Consider the following 17,552-nt stretch of genomic DNA (forward strand, 5'->3'; position numbering starts at 1 on the left):
TTCACTCCCGACAATAAACGATTACTAGCTATCGCCAGAATCATTGCCGAAAAAAACCATACCCAGCCAATAAACAATTGACGAGCATCAAACTAATTCGTCGACTATGACACACTGTTGAGTTCTCAAACATCAGACGCACATCGGCCGCGCTCGTGAGAGTCTGGTCCGAAGGCTTCGATGCGCCACTGCAAGCATCTGTTCCGGGTTCTGACCCGATCGCAAACGATCTGATCATCATCCGGTTGGATGAGCAAGTGGTGGCCACCTCGGGGCCGGAAGCCCGACCGACTGGTCTTGCTTCCCGGCGCTCCCTGGCGACAAAGAGAACATTAGGGGACTTCCACGCCAACGCCAAATCGAGTTGACGTGACCCGGGCCACAGGGCCCCCGAATCGGGGTTTGTGCAGGTCAGAGGCCTGCAAACGGTTGCGGATCGATGAGGCCCCGCGTGTCGTCGACCCGGGTGGCCCCGCACAGGCGCAGCGTCTCGAGGGTCTGGGCGTGCAGCTCGGCGAGCATCCGGCGTACTCCTGGCTCGCCCTCGACGAGGGCGTAGAGCGGCAGCCGCCCGAGGAACGTCGTGTCGGCACCGAGGGCGAGGGCGGTGGCGACGTCGAGCCCGGAGCGCACTCCCCCGTCGACGTAGACCTGGACCCGGCCCGCAACCGCAGCGACCACGCCCGGCAGGGCGGCCGCCGTGCTGACGGCCCGGTCGAGCTGGCGTCCCCCGTGGTTGGACACCCAGACGGCAGCCGCGCCTGCGTCGACGGCGCGGGCGGCGTCGTCACCGCGCAGCACTCCCTTGACCACCACGGGCAGACCTGTGGTCGTCGTGAGCCAGTCGAGGTCGTGGGGACCGAGGTCGAGCGCCTTCTCGGAGCCAGGGGCGTCGTCGTAGCCCGGGTCGAAGTTGACCCGCAGCAGAGCGGGATCAACGACGTCCCAGATCACCGTCCCCTCGGGGTTGCGGGCGTACTTGGTGCCGACCACCGGGGTGTCGACGGTCAGGACCACCGCGTCGGCGCCGGCCTCGACGGCACGGTGCAGCAGCGGCTCGGCCAGCGTGCGGTCGGCCGGCAGGTAGGACTGGACCCACCAGCGCACGCCGGTCTCGCCGATCTGGCGGAACGGCGTCCCGGCGTTGCTCGAGACCACGAGGAGCCCGTCGGCGGCTGCGACCGCACGGGCCACGGCCAGCTCGCCGTCGGGGTGGATGGCCCGTTGCAGCGTGGAGGGGGCGACCCCGAACGGCACGGCCGTACGGCGACCCAGCACGTCGGTCGAGACGTCGACCGTCGTGACGTCGCGGAGCACCCGCGGGTGGAGCACCCAGCGGCGCCACGACGCGGCGGCCGCGTCGGCCGTGGTGCTGTCGCGGGCCCCCTGGACGACGTACTCGAACACGGGAGCGGGCAGGCGCGCGCGGGCCTGCTCCTCGAGCCCGGCCAGCCAGCGCGCGTCGCTCACCTCAGTGCACCTCGACGCCCGCGAAGCTCTTCTTGCCACGGCGCAGGACCAGCCAGGACCCGCCGATCAGGTCGTCGGCGGCCAGGACCGCCTCGGCGTCCTCGACGCGGCGGTTGTTGAGGTAGGCGCCGCCCTCGGAGATGGTCCGCCGGGCCTCGCCCTTGCTCTTGACGAGACCGGCGGTGACGAAGAGGTCGGTCAGCATGGGCCAGCCGTCGGCCCGGTCGACCGCGACGACGCCGGCCTCCCGCAGGGCCGAGCCCAGGGTGGCCGGGCTGAGGGTCGAGAGGTCTCCCCCGCCGAACAGCGCCACCGCCGCCGCCTTGGCCTGCTCGGTCTCGTCGGCACCGTGGACGAAGGTGGTGATGGCGTCGGCCAGCACCTTCTGGGCCTCGCGCAGGAACGGCTTCTCAGCGTGACGGGCCTCGAGGGCCTCGATCTCGGCGCGGGTGAGGAACGTGAAGATGCGCAGCAGCTCGCCGACCTTCTCGTCCTCGACGTTGAGCCAGAACTGGTGGAAGGCGTAGGGCGAGAGCATCTCGGGGTCGAGCCAGAGCGCTCCGCCCTCGGTCTTGCCGTACTTGGTGCCGTCGGCCTTGGTCACCAGGGGCGTCGCGAACGCGTGGACGTGGTCACCGGTGGCGCGGCGGATCAGCTCGGCGCCGCCGGTGATGTTGCCCCACTGGTCGGACCCGCCGAACTGGAGGTCGAGGCCGTGGCGTCGGTGCAGCTCGAGGAAGTCCATCGACTGCAGCAGGACGTAGCTGAACTCGGTGTAGCTGATGCCGGACTCGAGGCGCCGCTTGACGGTGTCGCGCGCCAGCATCCGGTTGACCGGGAAGTGCTTGCCGACGTCGCGCAGGAAGTCGATGACCGAGAGGTCGCCCGTCCAGTCGAGGTTGTTGACCATGGTGGCGGCGTTGTCGCCCTCGAAGGACAGGAACGGCTCGATCTGGCGGCGGATGCGCCCGACCCACTCCTGGACCGTCTCGGCCGGGTTGAGGGTGCGCTCGCCCGAGTCGCGCGGGTCGCCGATCATGCCGGTGGCCCCACCGACCAGGAGGTAGGGCGAGTGCCCGGCGTCCTGGAGCCGCCGCGCGGTGGTGATCTGCACGAGGTTGCCCATGTGGAGGCTCGGTGCCGTCGGGTCGAAGCCGACGTAGAACCGCACGCTCCGGGTGCCGAACGCCTCGCGCAGGGCGTCGAGGTCGGTGGAGTGGGCGACGAGACCGCGCCACTGCAGGTCGTCGAGAAGGGTCGGGTCGACGGGCACGAGGAGCCTTTGCGGATCGGGGACGTGAGGAGGTCCAGCCTGCCTCACCCGAGATCGTGGCAGGGTCGGTGGCCCGGCCACAGTAGGTTTTGCGGGTGATCGGCGACAGGTACTCGCTCGACCGGGAGATCGGTCGGGGCGGCATGGGGGCGGTGTGGCTCGGCCGCGACGAGCTGCTCGGCCGCGCCGTCGCGCTCAAACGCGTCGGCATCGCCCCGGGCGGGTCGAGCCCCGACCTGATGCGGGCCGAGCGTGAGGCCCGGATCGCAGCCAGCCTCAACCACCCCAACATCGTCGGGGTGTTCGACCTGGTCGACGACGGCGACGTGCAGTACCTGGTGATGGAGTACGTCGAGGGCACCACCCTGGCCGAGCTCGTCCGCGAGAAGGGCGCCCTCCCCCAGCAGCAGGTGGCGCGACTCCTCGCCCAGGTCGCGTCGGCGCTGGCCGCGGCGCACGCCAACCACGTGGTCCACCGCGACGTGAAGCCGTCCAACATCCTCGTCCGCGACGACGGCCAGGTGAAGCTCTCCGACTTCGGCATCGCCCGCAACGAGACCGACAACTCGCTCACCCAGACCGGTCTCGTGACCGGCTCGCCGGCGTACCTCTCCCCGGAGGTGGCCTCCGGCCAGCTCGCCACCCCCGCCAGCGACGTGTGGTCGCTCGGCGCGACGCTCTATCACGCGCTGTCGGGGCGCCCGCCATACGACGTGGGCGACAACGTCCTGGGGGCGCTCTACAGGATCGTCAACGAGCCGGTGCCGCGCCTCGACGAGGCCGGCGAGATGGCGCCGGTGCTGCTGGCGACCATGGCGCACGACCCCCGCCGCCGCTGGAACATGGAGGACGTCGCCAGAGTGCTGGACCTGCTCGCGGTCTCGTCGGAGGAGGGCGGTCGCCGGGCGGCGCCCCCGGCTCCGGTGCCGGCCGACGGCACGCAGCAGCTGCGGTCGGTGCCGACCCGGGTCGAGCCCGAGCCTGTGCCGGTCCTCGCGCCCGAGCCGCCCCCGGCTCCCGTCGAGCCGCCACGCCGACGGCGCCGCCCCGTGCTGCCGATCGTCGTCGGTCTCCTCGTCGTCGTCCTGCTCTGCGTCATCGCGGCGCTGTCCCTGATGGACGATCCGCAGGAGAACGACACCCCGCCCGTCGCCGACCCGTCCTCGTCGCAGGGGGCCACCCGGTCGCCCGACGAGCCGCCCACGACGGAGCCGACCAGCACCCCGGCGGCCCCGACGGACGAGGAGCTCGAGGCCTTCATCACCGACTACCTGAGCACGGCGAGCAGCGATCCCGCGGCGGGCTACACGCAGCTGACGCCGGCCTTCCAGGCGGCGAGCGGCGGGATCGACGGCTACTCGGGGTTCTGGGGCGACGTGTCCAACCCCCGCCTGCTGTCCGTGAGCGCCGACCCGGAGGCTCTCACGGTGACCTACACCTACCGGTTCAACCAGCGCGGTGAGGGCGTCCAGACCGACGACGTGACGCTCCAGCTCGTCCAGGACGGCGACCGGCTGCTGATCGACGGAGAGGCCTGACATGAGCCAGCCCGACCACAACGACCTGCCGGCGACGGCCCCGATCGACGGCCTCGACGTCGAGCGGCTCGACTCGCTGCGCGACCTCGATCCCGGCGACACCACCTACCTGGACCGGGCGATCGCCAACTTCCAGGTCAACTCCGCCGCAGCGGTCGACGCGGTGCGCGAGGCCGCCGAGGCCGGGGACGTCGCGACCGTCAAGGCGCGCTCCCACAAGATCGCGGGCAGCGCCCTCAACCTCGGGGTCCCGCGAGCCGGCGAGGCGGCCCGCGCGGTCGAGATCGCAGCCGACTCGGGGTCGGTCGAGCCGGCGCTGCCGCTGCTCGACGAGTTCGAGGCCGCCATGGCCGAGGGCCGCGAGCTGCTGCTGACCTACCAGGCGACGTACGCCGGATGAGCCCGAGCAGCCGGCCGCGAACCAGACGTCCCCGACCGGCGGCGATGCCGGTGCCGGTCGGCGCCCGCGAGGTCTTCACGGACGGCGCGTGCCGCGGCAACCCGGGTCCGGGCGGCTGGGCGTGGGCGACCTCGCCCGAGCACCACGCGTCGGGCCACGCGCCCGCCACCACCAACCAGAGGATGGAGGTGCAGGCGGCGCTCGAGGCCGTCCGGGCGCTCGACGGCCCGCTGCTCGTGGTGAGCGACTCGACGTACGTCGTCAACTGCTTCCGCGACGGCTGGTGGCGCGGGTGGCAGGCGCGCGGCTGGACCAACACCGCGAAGCAGCCCGTGGCCAACCGCGACCTGTGGGAGCCGCTGATCCAGGCGGTCACCGGTCGCGGCACCGACGACGCCGTCGGCTTCGCGTGGGTCAAGGGCCACTCCGGCCACCCCATGAACGACCTCGTCGACCGGCTGGCGGTCGAGGCCAGCCACCGGGTCGACTGACCTCCGCAACACCCAGCGACGGACGGATCCAGCCACTACGGTCGGTGCGTGCCCGACCCCGTCGACCCCCAGGTCAACCAGGCGCTCCGGCTGGGGTGGTCCGTCGCCGAGCTGCGCGGCCGCACGTGGCCCCACGGCCCGCGGACCGACGGACGAGACGTGCCGGAGCAACCGGAGCACGTGCTGCCGCTGCGCTCCCAGCGCGACAACGGCGTCGCGACCGCGGAGACACGTGCGGCGCTGACACTGCTGGCGGCAGAGCTCGGTGTCCGCGACCCCGACGGAAGGGACCTCGAGGACGACCTGGCGTGGATCGCCGCCGCCGGTGTGGGCGTCCCCGGCGCCGCGGGCGAGGCGTTGTGGGTGGCGAACGGCGGACACCTCGCGTACTGGGACGGGGCCATCCAGACCAACCTCGGCGGGCGGGACGAGCAGCTCGCCAACGCCTACCTGCTGGGTCGAGGGCTGGGCGAGTGCTACTGGGCGCTCGGACCCCGGGACCTCTGGAGGGACGCGGACCCGGGCACCCGGGGCGACTCTCCGACGTACCTGCTCGGCGCCGACCGGCGCAGCGAGCTGACGCGGATGCTCGGTCGACTCCCTCCCGGTGCCGTCAACGCGCTGACCGGACCCGCGGTGTCGGGCAGCCTGGCCGCGTGGGGCGAGGTGGTCGCGGACCGTGACTGGCTGCTGGTCGACGACCTGGCCGAGAGCCTGTACGACCAGTCGCGGTCCTGGTACCAGCTGGTGGTCCTGAGGCAGGACCCGACGACCCTCGTGCCGCCGTACGCCAAGCTCAGCGGGCTGCGCGGCGCCGGACGGGCCCTGCGCCAGTTCGGCCCGCAGACGGGCCTGGCCGTGGTCGCGCTGGGCCTGCTGACCGCCTTCTTCGGACTCCTCGGCCGCGACTTCCCCGGGGTCGCCTCGTCGCTGCTCGCGACCAGTGGGGTCAGTGCGTTCGCGGTGGCCGGCCTGCTCGCCCGCGGCCAGAGCGCCGCCCAGATGCTGACGACGCGGCTGCGCCAGGACGCCTACACCGACCTGCTCGCGGTGAGCCTGACGCGGCTGCCCGAACGGCCCGACGACGATCAGCTGAGTGTCCGGAAGGCTCGGCGCGCCGTCGAGTCCGCCGTACGCGGTCGTGACCTGACGCCAGCGACGCCGCCCTCCTGACGGCTCGAGCCGCGGTCGGCGTGGTGGTTCACGAACGGCGGGCCCCCCTCCACCGCGACAGCGGCTCGTCGAGGGCGGCGAGCACGCCGGCGACCAGGAGGCCGAGGACGAGGATGGCCCCGACCATCGCCAGCACGAACCCGTAGCCGTGGGCGTCCACGTCGAAGAAGCTGTAGGGATACCAGTCCACGACGGCGCCCCGGACGAGCGTCAGGGCGATGTAGGCCAGCGGCACCGCGAGGGCGAGTCCCACCCGTCGGCGGTCGCGGCTGCCCGGAGGGCCGAAGAGGACCCACCCGAAGACGGCCAGCAGCGGCACGACCTTGTGCAGCAGGAGGTCTGACATCCCTGCGATGCCGATCGGCTCGTCGTCGCCGGCCAGCACCGCGTTGAACACCACGCCCGTGATGACGATGTCGATCAGGCCGGCCAGGCGCCAGACGTGGAAGGCCGTCGAGGTGCGGTCGAGCCGGAGGGCCAGCAGGAGGCTGGTGACGCCGACCAGCAGCGACGACTGCGTCGTGAAGTAGGCGAGCTGGTTGAGGAGCCCGTCCCAGCCCGGGCCGTAGGTCGTCGTGAAGCCGGCGTCGGGGTCCGGGACCGGCGTCTCGTGGTAGCCGACCCAGAGGGCGAGGCCGACACCGACGACGGCGGCAACCGCGGTGAGGGCGAAGGTCGCCACGGCGGCGCGGTCGTCCTCGGACCGGTCTGCCGCGCGGCGGTCGGAGGCGGGGGGCGGCTGCGGGGGTGTCACAAGACCTGTCTCGTAGGGCGGGTGGGGCTCGAACCCACGACCCAAGGATTATGAGTCCTCTGCTCTAACCGGCTGAGCTACCGCCCCGTGTCTTCGGCGACCCTAGCGGTCGCGGTCTCCCGGTCGAGGTGCGCGTCCGGGCCGCGCGCCGCAGGCCCGGGCCTCAGTCGGAGGCGGAGACCTCGTCCTCGGAGTCGTCGGACTCGGGGTTGTAGGCGCAGACGTCGACCGGGTCCTCGGCGCGGCGCACCCGGGGCGCACCCTTCTTGCGCTTGGGCGGGTAGAGCGCGTTCTGGACGGTCTCGCGCACGTAGTCGTAGTCGGGGTCGCCGGAGAAGAACTTGTCCGAGGACCGGAAGACGACCGAGCGGATCTTGCCGTCCTTGACCCGCAGCAGCAGCGACACGAAGTCCTGCGCGATCTTGCGCGGGATGTCGGTGTAGACGATCTCCTTGCCGGCCTTGACGATGTCGATGTAGCGCGTGAACAGGGCCGACGGGTCGGCCGCCTCGATGATCGCGTCGATCGCGCAGCGCTGGCGGTCCATCCGCTCGTAGTCGTCGGAGCCGTAGCGACCGCGGGCGAACCAGAGTGCGTGGAAGCCGTCGAGGTGCTGGTCGGGGCCGGGCTCGAGGTAGCCGGTGGGCGGGATCCCGGCGCTGGTGTCGCCGTTGATGGCGACCTTCTCGTTGATGTTGACGGTGATGCCGCCGAGCGCGTCGACGACGGTCTGGAAGCCCTTGAGGTTGACCAGCAGGTAGTAGTCGACGGGGATGCCGAGGCTGCCCTCGACGGCCTGCTTGACGGCGTCGGCGCCCTCGTTGTCGCTCTCGCCGAGGATCCCGGGGTGGAGCTCGGGCACCTGGCTGTAGATCGCGTTGAGCATGTCGAAGCCGGGGTCGCCCTGGCCGGTCTGGTAGCCATCGGGGTAGATGTCGTGGAGTGGTGAGTCCTCGGGGAACTCGGCGTACATCATGTTGCGCGGCAGGCTGAACATCGTGGTCTTGCCGGTCTTGGTCTCGACGCTGGCGAGGATGACGGTGTCGGTGCGGACCCCGGTGCGCCCCTCGCCGCCGTCGCCGCCGAGCAGCAGGATGTTGACCCGGTCCTGGCCGGCCCACGGGTCGTCGGCCGTGATCCCGGTCGGCGCGGTGGCGCTCTTGACGTTCTCGCCGAAGACCTGGTCGACGCCGTCGGCGGTGACCATGGCGTACTGCGCGGCACGCACCACCGGCGCGGCACCGGCCAGCACGAGCACACCGACGAGGACGTTGCCGATGATGGTGTGCGACCGCGGCCGTTCGCGAGGACGGAGCAGCCGGTGGCTGGTGACCACGACGAACGCCCACACCAGCAGCCCGAGGCCGAGGCCCACCGCGGCCACCCGGACGAGGGTCGGGTTGAAGACGAAGTCGAGCGCGTTGTCGACGCCGCGCCCGAAGTACCAGGCGAGCGCTCCGATCGTCGCGAGCCAGCCGACCAGGACGACGGCGCCGAGCCAGCGGCGACCGGCGACGAGGTAGCCCGACCCGGGCACCACGGCGCCGAGCGTGGTCAGTCCGATCGTGCTGCCGAGGCTCTTGGCCCGCCGACGGGTACGCCGGGCGCGAGCGCCGCCGCGAGCACTCCCGAGGCGCAGCCGCACCGGGAAGCGCGAGGACACCTCGGCGCGCCGGGAGCCGGCGGGTCGGTCGTCGGGGACCTCGAGCACCTCGTCGGACATGTCGGTCGTGGTCGTCCCTTGCGTCGAGTGGCGTGTGGTGAGCGTGTGGTGGCGGGGCACGGACAAGCACGCCGGACGGACCGGCGCCACAAAATAACACCGGGACCCTGATCGGTCCCGTTCCTCACGATGTCCCGCACCCGGCGCGAGGTGCATGCTGGGGCGATGGACCCCGAACCGCTCGAGCCGCTCGACGAGACCTGGGAGCGCGCGCTCTGCGTCGTCGCGCACCCCGACGACATGGAGTTCGGCGCCGCCGCCGCGGTCGCCCGCTGGACCGGCCAGGGCAAGACCGTCGGCTACTGCATGGTGACCAGCGGCGAGGCCGGCATCGACGGCCTCGCGCCCGACGAGTGCCGGGACGTGCGCGAGGCCGAGCAGGTCGAGTCGGCGCGGCTGGTGGGCGTCGACCACGTCGAGTTCCTGGGTCTGCCCGACGGCGTCCTCGAGTACGGCGTCCCGCTGCGGGCCGCGATCGCGCGGGCCGTGCGCGCCTTCCGTCCTGACGTGGTCGTGACCGGCAACTTCCGCGACACCTGGGGCGGCCGCACCCTCAACCAGGCCGACCACATCGCCACCGGACGCGCCGTGCTCGACGCCGTGCGCGACGCCAGCAACCGCTGGGTGTTCGCCGATCAGCTGGGAAGCGCCGACGGTCTCGAGCCGTGGGGCGGCGTGCGCGAGGTCTGGGCGTTCGGCTCGCCCCGGGCGACTCACGGCGTCGACACGACCGCCACCTTCGACGTGGGGGTCGCGTCGCTGGAGGCTCACCGCGCCTACCTCGACGGGCTCGGCTGGAAGGACTTCGACGCCCGGGAGATGCTCGAGGGCTTCTCGCGGCCGACCGGACAGCGGCTGGGCGTCGCGTTCGCGGCTTCCTTCGAAGTCGTCCCGATGGGCTGGGGAGACTAGCCGCGGTCCCGGCGCTCCACCTCGGCGCCGGTCGGCGGAGCCGACCGGTCCAGGGCACCCAGGTTGCCGATGATGGCGGCGGCCGGCGGCAGCACCGCGGCGACGACACTCATCACCACGGCGGCGGTCGTGCTCCACAGGCGCACGACGTTCCAGGCGAGCAGGATGAGCACGAGGCAGGTGCCCATCATCGCGAAGTAGGTTCGCTTGCGCGTGGCTTCCTGCACGTGTCCGACCGTACGCCGCCACCCCACCCGGAGGCCCCGATGCCGCTCGACCGCACCATCCCCGCACTGCCCGTCGTCTCGGTGGCCCGCGCCGTCGAGGCGTACGTCGACCGGTTGGGCTTCGAGGTCGTCCACCTCGACCCGAACGGGTTCGCGATCGTCGCGAGGGACGCCGCGGAGATCCATCTGTGGCAGTCGTCCGACGAGGGCTGGCGGCTGCGCCCCGCCGAGGACGTCGCCGACTGCCCGGTGCGCACGGGAGCGGAGGACTTCATCTCGGGCACGGCCAGCTGCCGCATCTCGTGCTCCGACGTTGCGGAGGTGGACGCCCTGCACGCCGAGCTGGCGGCCGCGGGGGCGCTGCACCCGACCGACGGCGGCGCGCCCGTGGACACCGAGTGGGGCACGCGGGAGTTCGCGGCCCTCGACCTCGACGGCAACCTGCTGACGTTCTTCGTGTGGACGCGGCCGCGCTGAGCGTCAGCCCCATCGAGAGTTGCCGTGAAGACGCACAAAGGTCCGGACCGCCTGTGCGTTCCGGACCTTCGTCTTGCTCCCCCGGTTGGACTCGAACCAACGACATCCTGATTAACAGTCAAGCGCTCTGCCAACTGAGCTACAGGGGATCGTGCGGGCCATACGTTAGCAAGTGTCGACGGCCGGACGGAATCGGGATAGCCCCACGGCTGACGGGCCGTCAGTCGAGGCCGACCTCGTCACGCGCCGCGACCAGTGCCTGGCTCGCAGCGAGCCGGACGAGCGGGTCGTCGGGGTCGACGCCCTCGTCGTACTCGTAGACCCAGGTGAGGCCCGTGGCCAGGCCCGGGGCGCGGCGCGCGATGACCCGCAGGCCACGTCGGGCGTCGACCGGGACGTGGCGCTGGTAGACGACCGAGGCGGTGACGCGCTCGCGGATGAGCTGGACCAGGCGTCCCGGCTCCTCGACGTCGTAGACGTGCTCGGGGCGGGCGTCACCCCAGGAGCCGACCTCGCTGAGGCGCAGGACGCTGGTGTCGCGGTCCCAGTCGGCCGCCTCGACCTGTTCCCACGGCACGCGGTCGGGACCGTAGAAGGCGTCGCGGGTGCCGCCGATGACGGTGCCGTCGGCGGCCTCGGCCCACGCCAGGAGCTTCTCCCCCGGGCCGACGGGCAGGTCGGGGCGGCGCTCGATGCCCCTCACGCGCCCGTGATCCGGTCGCGGAGGGTGCGGCGGTGCTGCTCGAGGGCGGCGAGCTCGCCGAACATCCGGTTGTAGTCGGCCGGGTGGTCGACCGGGTTGGTGCGCTGGAGGCGGGCCTTGAGCTCGGCGATGCGGCGGGCGGCGGTGAGCTCGAGCAGCTTGAAGACGTAGCGGGAGACGTAGGTCGCGTCGGGCGCCTTCATCAGCGACTCGACGGCCAGGGCGTTGAGTGCCGACGCCACCTCGGGGTCGGTGGCGGCGTCGCGCAGCCGGGTGACCCAGCCGTCGTCGTCGGCGCCGGCGACCGTGCCGCCCGCCGCCTCGACGAGCTCCCACACGCCGCGGTAGGTCGGGTGGGTGAAGTCGTTGGAGCCGATGTCGGCGGTCGTGCGCCCGATCGCCATCGGGTGCTGGAGGACGAGCTTGAGGGTCTCGCGCTCGATCGAGAACCGGGGGTCGCGCAGGTCGGGCAGGGCCGACCGGGCCGGACGGCTGGCCTCGGGCGGCGGGGGCTCGGCGCCCGAGGGACGCTTGGCTGCTCGGCGTACCTCGCCGAGGACGACGTTGGTGTCGATCTCGGCGCCGATCATGCGGCTGATCTCCTGGGCGAACGCGACGACCTTGGACTGGTCGCGGACCGAGGCGACGAGCCGGGCGCACTCGCGCATGGCGTCGATGCGGCCGTCGGCGCGGTCGAGGTCGTACTTGCCGATGATGTTGCCGAGGACGAAGCGGTAGAGGGGCTGGCGCCGGGCGACGAGGTCGCGGACCCCGGCGTCGCCGTCGCGGATGCGCAGGTCGCACGGGTCGAGGCCCTCGGGCTGGACCGCGACGTAGGTCTGGGAGACGAACTTCTGGTCGCCCTCGAACGCCTTGAGCGCGGCCTTCTGGCCGGCCGCGTCGCCGTCGAAGGTGAAGATGACCTCGCCGCGGAACTCGTCGTGGTCGTCGAGGAAGCGCCGCAGGACCCGGGTGTGGTCGTCGCCGAAGGCCGTGCCGCAGGAGGCGACGGCCGTCGTCACGCCGGCGAGGTGGCAGGCCATCACGTCGGTGTAGCCCTCGACCACGACGGCCTGGGAGGTCTTGCCGATGGAGGTGCGGGCGAGGTCGATGCCGTAGAGGACCTGGCTCTTCTTGTAGAGCGTGGTCTCGGGGGTGTTGAGGTACTTGGCGTCGATGCGGTCGTCGTCGAAGATGCGGCGTGCGCCGAACCCGATCGTGGCGCCGCCGGGGTCGCGGATCGGCCAGAGCAACCGGCCGCGGAAGCGGTCGTAGGCCGAGCGCCCGACGGCGACGAGACCGGCGCCGACGGCCTCGTCCTGACTGAAGCCGCGGCCACGCAGGTGCTTGAGGAGGGCCTCGCCGTCGCGCGGCGCGAACCCCATCCCGAAGTGCTCGGCGGAGGCCTGGTCGAACCCGCGCTCCTGGAGGAAGCGACGGCCCTCGACGGCGGCGGGGCCGGTCAGCTGCTCGGCGTAGTACTCCTGGGCGGCGCGGTTGGCCTCGACCAGGCGCTGGCGGGGCGGACCCTTGGGGCGGTCGTCGCGACCGTCGCCGTCCTCGCGGCGCAGCTCGACGCCGGCCTTGTCGGCCAGCCGCTCGATGGCCTCGACGAACGTCAGGCCGTCGATCTCCTGGAGGAAGGAGATGACGTCGCCGCCCTTCTGGCAGCCGAAGCAGTGGTAGCTGCCGCGCTGGGGGCTCACGTTGAACGACGGTGTCTTCTCGTCGTGGAAGGGACACAGGCCCTTCATCGAGCCGCTGCCCGCGTTGCGCAGGGTGACGTAGTCGCCGATCACCTCGTCGATGCGGACCTTGTCGCGAACTGCTGCGATGTCCTCGTCGCGAAACCGGCCTGCCACGTCAGCGATCCTACGGGCGGCCACCCCCGCTCAGTAGGCGCCCGCCATCCGGTTGTGGAGAACCTCGCCGGCGGCCCACCGGTGCAGCTGGTGGCGCACCAGGCGGTGGGCCCGTGGCCACATCGCGCTGGTCATCCCGCCGACGTGCGGGGTGACCAGGAGACCCGGCGCGTCCCAGAGCGGGTGGTCGGCCGGGAGGGGCTCGGGATCGGCCACGTCGAGGACTGCGGTGACGCGGCGGGCCTGCAGGGCGGCGACGAGGTCGTCGGTGACGACGACCGGTCCGCGGGCCAGGTTGGCGAGCAGGGCGCCGTGCTTCATCCGGGCCAGGAAGTCGCGGTCGACGAGGCCGCGCGTCTCGTCGGTGAGGGGTACGACGAGCACGACGACGTCGGCGTCGGGCAGCAGGGCGGGCAGCTCGTCGAAGCCGTGGACGGGCCCGCTCTCGCTGTCGCGCGCCGAGCGGGCGACCCGGACGACCTCGACCTCGAACGGCGTGAGGCGCGCCTCGATGGCACGGCCGATGGCGCCGTACCCGACGATCAGGACGCGGCTGTCGGCCAGCGACGGGCGCCAGCCTCCGGCCCAGGCGTGGCGCTGCTGGGCGCGGACGAAGTCGGGGATGCCCCGCAGCGACGCGAGCACCAGGGTCAGCGCGAGCTCGGCGGTCGAGGCGTCGTGGATGCCGCGGCCGCTGCACAGGGTGACGCCCTCGGGGAGGCGTCCGCGCAGGTTGTCGACGCCGGCGGTCAGCGTCTGCACGACCTCGAGCGAGGCCATGTCGTCGACGACCGCGGCGACCTCGGGACCGAGACGGTAGGGCGGCACGTAGAAGCGCACGTCGCCGACGCTGTCGGGCACGGCGCCGTCGACCGGGTCGACGACCTCGTAGCGCAGCCCGGCGGGTGGGTCACCGAGGTCGGCCGGGTCGAACGGGAGCCACACGAGCGGGTCGGGCACGTCGACGAGCCTAGGGGGGTCGGGTGAGTCGGCTGCGGGGTCGGGTGGGTCAGCGCGGCTGCAGGCGGGCGTGGCGGGCGACGGCGGAGGCGTCGGTGAGGGAGGCGACCTGGTCGACGACGACGCGGAGGCGGGCGGCGTCGTCGGGGGCGGCGCGCCAGTCGTCGGCGTACTGGCGGTCGAGGGCGTCGGGCCCGCGGTCGAGCAGGACGGCGACGAGCTGGGTGAGCAGCTCGCGCTGGTGCTCGAGGGCGGCGACGCGGTCGACGGCCTGCATGACGTAGTGGGCGGCGATGCCCTTGAGGACGGCGATCTCGAGCAGCGTCTTCTCGGGCAGGACCAGGTCGGCGCGGTGGCGCACGAAGGGGCCGTCACCCGCGGCGAAGGTCGCCTGCTGCACGTCGCCGCAGAACCGGCCGATCAGGTCGCTGGTGAGGTTCTTGAGGGCGGCGAGGTGGCGGCGGGTGCCGGCGTACGACGCGGTCGGCCAGCTGCCGACCGCGCAGAGGCCGTCGAGCACGAGGTCGAGGTCGTCGTCGCGGGCGCCGGGGAGGTACCACTGGCGCAGGGTCTCCCAGACCGCCGGGCGGTCGAGGGCGGTGAGGTCGAGGCGGCCGGCGACGACGCCGTCCTCGACGTCGTGGACGGAGTAGGCGACGTCGTCGGCGAGGTCCATGACCTGGGCCTCGAGGCACTGGCCGCGGGGTGGCGCGTCGCCGCGCATCCAGTCGAAGACCGGCCGGTCGTCGGCGTAGACGCCGAACTTGAGGGCGTCGGGTCCCTCGGGGGCGCGCTCCCAGGGGTACTTGGTGCAGGCGTCGAGCGTGGCCCGGGTGAGGTTGAGGCCCACCGACCGGTCGCCGTCGAACGTCTTGGCCTCGAGCCGGGTCAGCAGCCGGAGCGTCTGGGCGTTGCCCTCGAACCCGCCGCACGCATCGCTGACCTCGGCCAGCGCGCGTTCGCCGTTGTGGCCGAACGGGGGGTGGCCGAGGTCGTGGGCGAGGGCGGCGGTCTCGGCGATGTCGGGCTGGCTGCCGAGCGCGCGGGACAGGTCGCGGGCGACCTGGGCGACCTCGAGCGAGTGGGTCAGCCGGTTGCGCACGAAGTCGTCGGACTGGGGCCCGACGACCTGGGTCTTGGCCGCGAGCCGACGCGACGACGCCGCGTGCACGACCCGGGCCCGGTCGCGCTCGTAGGGCGTGCGCACGGGGGCGTCGACGCGCTTCGGCGGCTCGACGACGACCCGCTCGGAGGCGGTGTCGTCGTAGAGGTCGTCAGGAGCCATTCGGGCAAGCCTAGGGACGGCGCGAGGTGGGACGTGGGCGGGTTCGTGCGGGGGCGGTGCGGCTGGCGGCGGATTCCCCGGCCGGTCCACTACCCAACTCGTTCGATCGCACGAGTTGAGCGCCGAAAAAAGGCCGATCGACCACCCAACTCGTTCGATCGCACGAGTTGGGGCGGAGCCAGTGTGACGGACCGACCACGCACGGGCGCCCCTACCCGAGCACGACCGGGCCACGAGCCGCCACGGATCGACTAGACGAGCTCAGTACGTCGTGACGTGGACGTGGTCGTAGTGGTTGGCGGTCGTCGACCCGCGGTCCGACATCCCCCGCCAGCCCTCACCGGAGCGTTGGACGGACCAGATGTGCTGGGAGTAGATGACGTAGTTGACGCCGAGCTCGGCGTAGTACTTGCGGACGAAGTCGGCCACGGCCTGGCCCTCGGAGCCCGAGACCATGATGTCGACCGCGAGGCCCTGCGAGTGCTCGCCGTCGCCGCGGAAGGTGCCGTAGACGGTGATGTCGGGGAACTCGGCGCAGACCGCGTCGTGGACCTTGACGATGTTGGGGCTGACGCCGGAGGGGACCGAGGTGCCGTTGGTGCACGCTCCACCGAGGGTGAAGGGCTCCTGGTCGGTGAGGTAGCCCGCGGTCACCCAGCGGGTCTGCGTCTTCTCCCAGACGATCTCGACGCGTCCGAAGAGCTCGCGGCCGGTGACGAGCACCTGCTCGCCGGCGGCGACCTCGCCGGTCTTGGCGGACTTCTCGCCGGGCTCGGCCCACAGGTTGAGGGGCTCGGTGGTCCAGCGCTCGGTGGTGGCGTTCTTGACGGCCTTCTTGACGGCGGCCGGGGCCAGGACGCGCTCGAGCTTGGTCGGCGCGGTCTTCTCGACGACCGTCGTGTCCTGGGCGCCGTTGGCGGCCGCGAGACCGACGCGGCCGTTGGACCCGCGCGAGAGGGTCGGTCCGCGGAGGACCACCCCGGCGAGGTCGGCGGCCGGTGCGGCGGTGTCGCCCACGACCGTGCTCTCGCCGCCGGCGGCGGCGAGGCCGACCGGGCTGACGTCGGCGGCGGCGACACCGAAGGACACGACACCGGCGGTGGCGACGACGGCGAGCGGGGCCGCGAGGGTCGCGGTCGACAGCCGGGGAAGACGGGCTCCGAGGAGCCGGCGGGCATTGGTCTCCCGCTTGTGGCGATGGTTTGCCACAGCGCTGGATCCTTTGCAGTAGAAGACAGGACGGTGCCCGCCGGGTGACGGCAGGCACGAGCGTCGAGTGAAGCACAGGTGACGATCGCCCGCTGAATCTCTACCGGGCCGGTCGACAGTGCAATGGGTCACCTTGGTAAAAACCGCAGGTCAGCGGCCCGGACCGGCCGCCGAGCCCCGACAACCAGCCGGCCCTCAGCCGCCGGTGGTCTCGCCGGCGTCCTCACGGAGCACGCACCCGGTGCCGTCGGTGTCGTCGAGCCACCCCTCGGGCAGCACGACCCGCCCGCGCGGGCTGCCCTGGCGACCCCGCGGCGTACCGAGCTCGGAGACGGGGAAGGCCTCGTCGGGGTCGAGGTCGGCGAGCAGGGCGTCGAGGTCGGCGAGGGTCGAGACGAGGGCCAGCGAGCGCCGCATGTGGCCGCCGGCGGCGAAGCCCTTGAGGTACCACGCGACGTGCTTGCGAAACTCCTTGCAGCCGCGCTCCTCCCCCATGTGCTCGCAGAGCAGCTCGGCGTGGCGACGCATCATCGTGGCGACCTCGCCGAGGGTGGGCAGCGTCTTGACGTCGTCGCCCGCGAAGGCCGCGGCGAGGTCGCGGAACAGCCACGGCCGGCCGAGGCAGCCCCGGCCGACGACGACGCCGGCAGCCCCGGTCTGCTCGACCATCCGCAGCGCGTCGGAGGCCTCCCAGATGTCGCCGTTGCCGAGGACCGGGATGTCGACGTGCTCGACCAGGGTGCCGATCGCGTCCCAGTCGGCCTGGCCGCTGTAGGACTGCACGACGGTACGACCGTGCAGCGCGATGGCCGCACAGCCCGACTCCTCGGCGATCCGGCCGGCATCGAGGTAGGTGAGGTGGTCGTCGTCGAGGCCCTTGCGGGTCTTGATCGTCACCGGGACGTCGTAGGGCGTGGCCGCGGCGACCGCGTGCTCGAGGATCTGGCCCAGCAGGTTGCGCTTCCAGGGCAGTGCGCCACCTCCGCCCTTGCGGGTCACCTTGGGGACGGGGCAGCCGAAGTTGAGGTCGATGTGGGCGACGCCGTACTCGCCGCAGAGGATCTCGGCGGCCTTGCCGACGTAGACGGGGTCGGT

At 72.3% G+C, this 17,552-nt stretch carries 17 protein-coding genes and 2 tRNA genes; 6 read left to right on the forward strand and 13 right to left on the reverse strand.

All coding sequences use genetic code 11. The features are described 5' to 3' along the window. Positions 1-411 precede the first annotated feature (411 nt). Both Q7T52_RS02145 and tyrS read right to left on the reverse strand, forming a co-directional pair. Entirely contained in the window at positions 412-1,470 is a 1,059-nt protein-coding gene (locus tag Q7T52_RS02145; protein ID WP_304799082.1) for an alpha-hydroxy acid oxidase, read from the reverse strand. A gap of 1 nt (position 1,471) precedes the next feature. Beyond that, positions 1,472-2,743: a tyrosine--tRNA ligase gene (tyrS, locus tag Q7T52_RS02150; RefSeq protein WP_304799084.1), complete on the reverse strand. Its 1,272-nt coding sequence runs from the start codon at positions 2,741-2,743 to the stop codon at positions 1,472-1,474. Positions 2,744-2,838: 95 nt separating this feature from the next. On the opposite strand from tyrS, the gene Q7T52_RS02155 reads away from it, so the two are divergent. From Q7T52_RS02155 to Q7T52_RS02170, 4 genes are read left to right on the forward strand one after another with little or no spacing between them, the layout of a single operon-like run. Further along, the gene (locus tag Q7T52_RS02155; RefSeq protein WP_304799085.1) at positions 2,839-4,281 is read left to right on the forward strand and encodes a serine/threonine-protein kinase; all 1,443 of its coding nucleotides are present in this window, start codon (positions 2,839-2,841) and stop codon (positions 4,279-4,281) included. Position 4,282: 1 nt separating this feature from the next. Beyond that, positions 4,283-4,681, forward strand: coding sequence for an Hpt domain-containing protein (locus tag Q7T52_RS02160; RefSeq protein ID WP_304799086.1), 399 nt, complete (start codon positions 4,283-4,285; stop codon positions 4,679-4,681). Positions 4,682-4,725: 44 nt separating this feature from the next. Further along, positions 4,726-5,172: a ribonuclease H gene (locus Q7T52_RS02165; RefSeq protein WP_304799087.1), complete on the forward strand. Its 447-nt coding sequence runs from the start codon at positions 4,726-4,728 to the stop codon at positions 5,170-5,172. Between the two features lie 48 nt (positions 5,173-5,220). Beyond that, positions 5,221-6,345, forward strand: a complete 1,125-nt coding sequence (locus tag Q7T52_RS02170) for a hypothetical protein (protein WP_304799088.1) — start codon at positions 5,221-5,223, stop codon at positions 6,343-6,345. Positions 6,346-6,373: 28 nt separating this feature from the next. Here the strand turns inward: Q7T52_RS02170 and Q7T52_RS02175 are convergent, their stop codons facing one another. The 3 genes from Q7T52_RS02175 to Q7T52_RS02185 all read right to left on the reverse strand — a co-directional run bounded on the left by Q7T52_RS02175 (position 6,374) and on the right by Q7T52_RS02185 (position 8,822). After that, positions 6,374-7,027 carry a Pr6Pr family membrane protein gene (locus Q7T52_RS02175; RefSeq protein WP_304799089.1) on the reverse strand — a complete coding sequence of 218 codons (654 nt, stop codon included), beginning with the start codon at positions 7,025-7,027 and terminating at the stop codon, positions 6,374-6,376. An 85-nt stretch (positions 7,028-7,112) separates the two neighbouring features. Then, positions 7,113-7,186, reverse strand: a tRNA-Ile gene (locus Q7T52_RS02180). A gap of 76 nt (positions 7,187-7,262) precedes the next feature. After that, on the reverse strand, positions 7,263-8,822 hold the full coding sequence (locus tag Q7T52_RS02185) for an LCP family protein (RefSeq protein ID WP_304799091.1): 1,560 nt from the start codon (positions 8,820-8,822) through the stop codon (positions 7,263-7,265). A 165-nt stretch (positions 8,823-8,987) separates the two neighbouring features. On the opposite strand from Q7T52_RS02185, the gene Q7T52_RS02190 reads away from it, so the two are divergent. Beyond that, positions 8,988-9,734, forward strand: a complete 747-nt coding sequence (locus tag Q7T52_RS02190; RefSeq protein ID WP_304799092.1) for a PIG-L deacetylase family protein — start codon at positions 8,988-8,990, stop codon at positions 9,732-9,734. On the opposite strand, the gene Q7T52_RS02195 is transcribed toward Q7T52_RS02190, so the two are convergent. Next, positions 9,731-9,961, reverse strand: a complete 231-nt coding sequence (locus Q7T52_RS02195; protein WP_304799093.1) for a DUF3099 domain-containing protein — start codon at positions 9,959-9,961, stop codon at positions 9,731-9,733. The two genes, Q7T52_RS02190 and Q7T52_RS02195, sit on opposite strands and share 4 nt — an antisense overlap. Positions 9,962-10,000: 39 nt before the next feature. On the opposite strand from Q7T52_RS02195, the gene Q7T52_RS02200 reads away from it, so the two are divergent. After that, a complete protein-coding gene (locus Q7T52_RS02200) occupies positions 10,001-10,438 on the forward strand; it encodes a VOC family protein (protein WP_304799094.1) in 438 nt (145 codons plus the stop codon). A gap of 76 nt (positions 10,439-10,514) precedes the next feature. Here the strand turns inward: Q7T52_RS02200 and Q7T52_RS02205 are convergent. The 7 genes from Q7T52_RS02205 to Q7T52_RS02235 form a co-directional block, all read right to left on the reverse strand. Next, positions 10,515-10,587: transfer RNA gene (locus Q7T52_RS02205), tRNA-Asn, on the reverse strand. 71 nt (positions 10,588-10,658) lie between these two features. After that, on the reverse strand, positions 10,659-11,141 hold the full coding sequence (locus Q7T52_RS02210) for a hypothetical protein (protein ID WP_304799095.1): 483 nt from the start codon (positions 11,139-11,141) through the stop codon (positions 10,659-10,661). Continuing rightward, positions 11,138-13,003, reverse strand: a complete 1,866-nt coding sequence (dnaG, locus tag Q7T52_RS02215) for a DNA primase (protein WP_304799096.1) — start codon at positions 13,001-13,003, stop codon at positions 11,138-11,140. The genes Q7T52_RS02210 and dnaG overlap by 4 nt, the downstream gene beginning before the upstream one ends. A gap of 30 nt (positions 13,004-13,033) precedes the next feature. Continuing rightward, the gene (locus tag Q7T52_RS02220; protein ID WP_304799097.1) at positions 13,034-13,963 is read right to left on the reverse strand and encodes a 2-hydroxyacid dehydrogenase; all 930 of its coding nucleotides are present in this window, start codon (positions 13,961-13,963) and stop codon (positions 13,034-13,036) included. 49 nt (positions 13,964-14,012) lie between these two features. Continuing rightward, entirely contained in the window at positions 14,013-15,248 is a 1,236-nt protein-coding gene (locus Q7T52_RS02225; RefSeq protein ID WP_304799099.1) for a deoxyguanosinetriphosphate triphosphohydrolase, read from the reverse strand. Positions 15,249-15,509: 261 nt separating this feature from the next. Then, positions 15,510-16,457 (reverse strand): hypothetical protein, encoded by a 948-nt coding sequence (locus Q7T52_RS02230; RefSeq protein ID WP_304799100.1) that lies wholly within the window; start codon positions 16,455-16,457, stop codon positions 15,510-15,512. Between the two features lie 195 nt (positions 16,458-16,652). After that, positions 16,653-17,552: tRNA-dihydrouridine synthase (locus Q7T52_RS02235; RefSeq protein ID WP_304799101.1), on the reverse strand; the 900-nt coding region annotated here is incomplete at its 5' end.

Source organism: Nocardioides sp. (genome assembly GCF_030655615.1).
In the GTDB taxonomy this organism is placed as follows: domain Bacteria; phylum Actinomycetota; class Actinomycetes; order Propionibacteriales; family Nocardioidaceae; genus Nocardioides.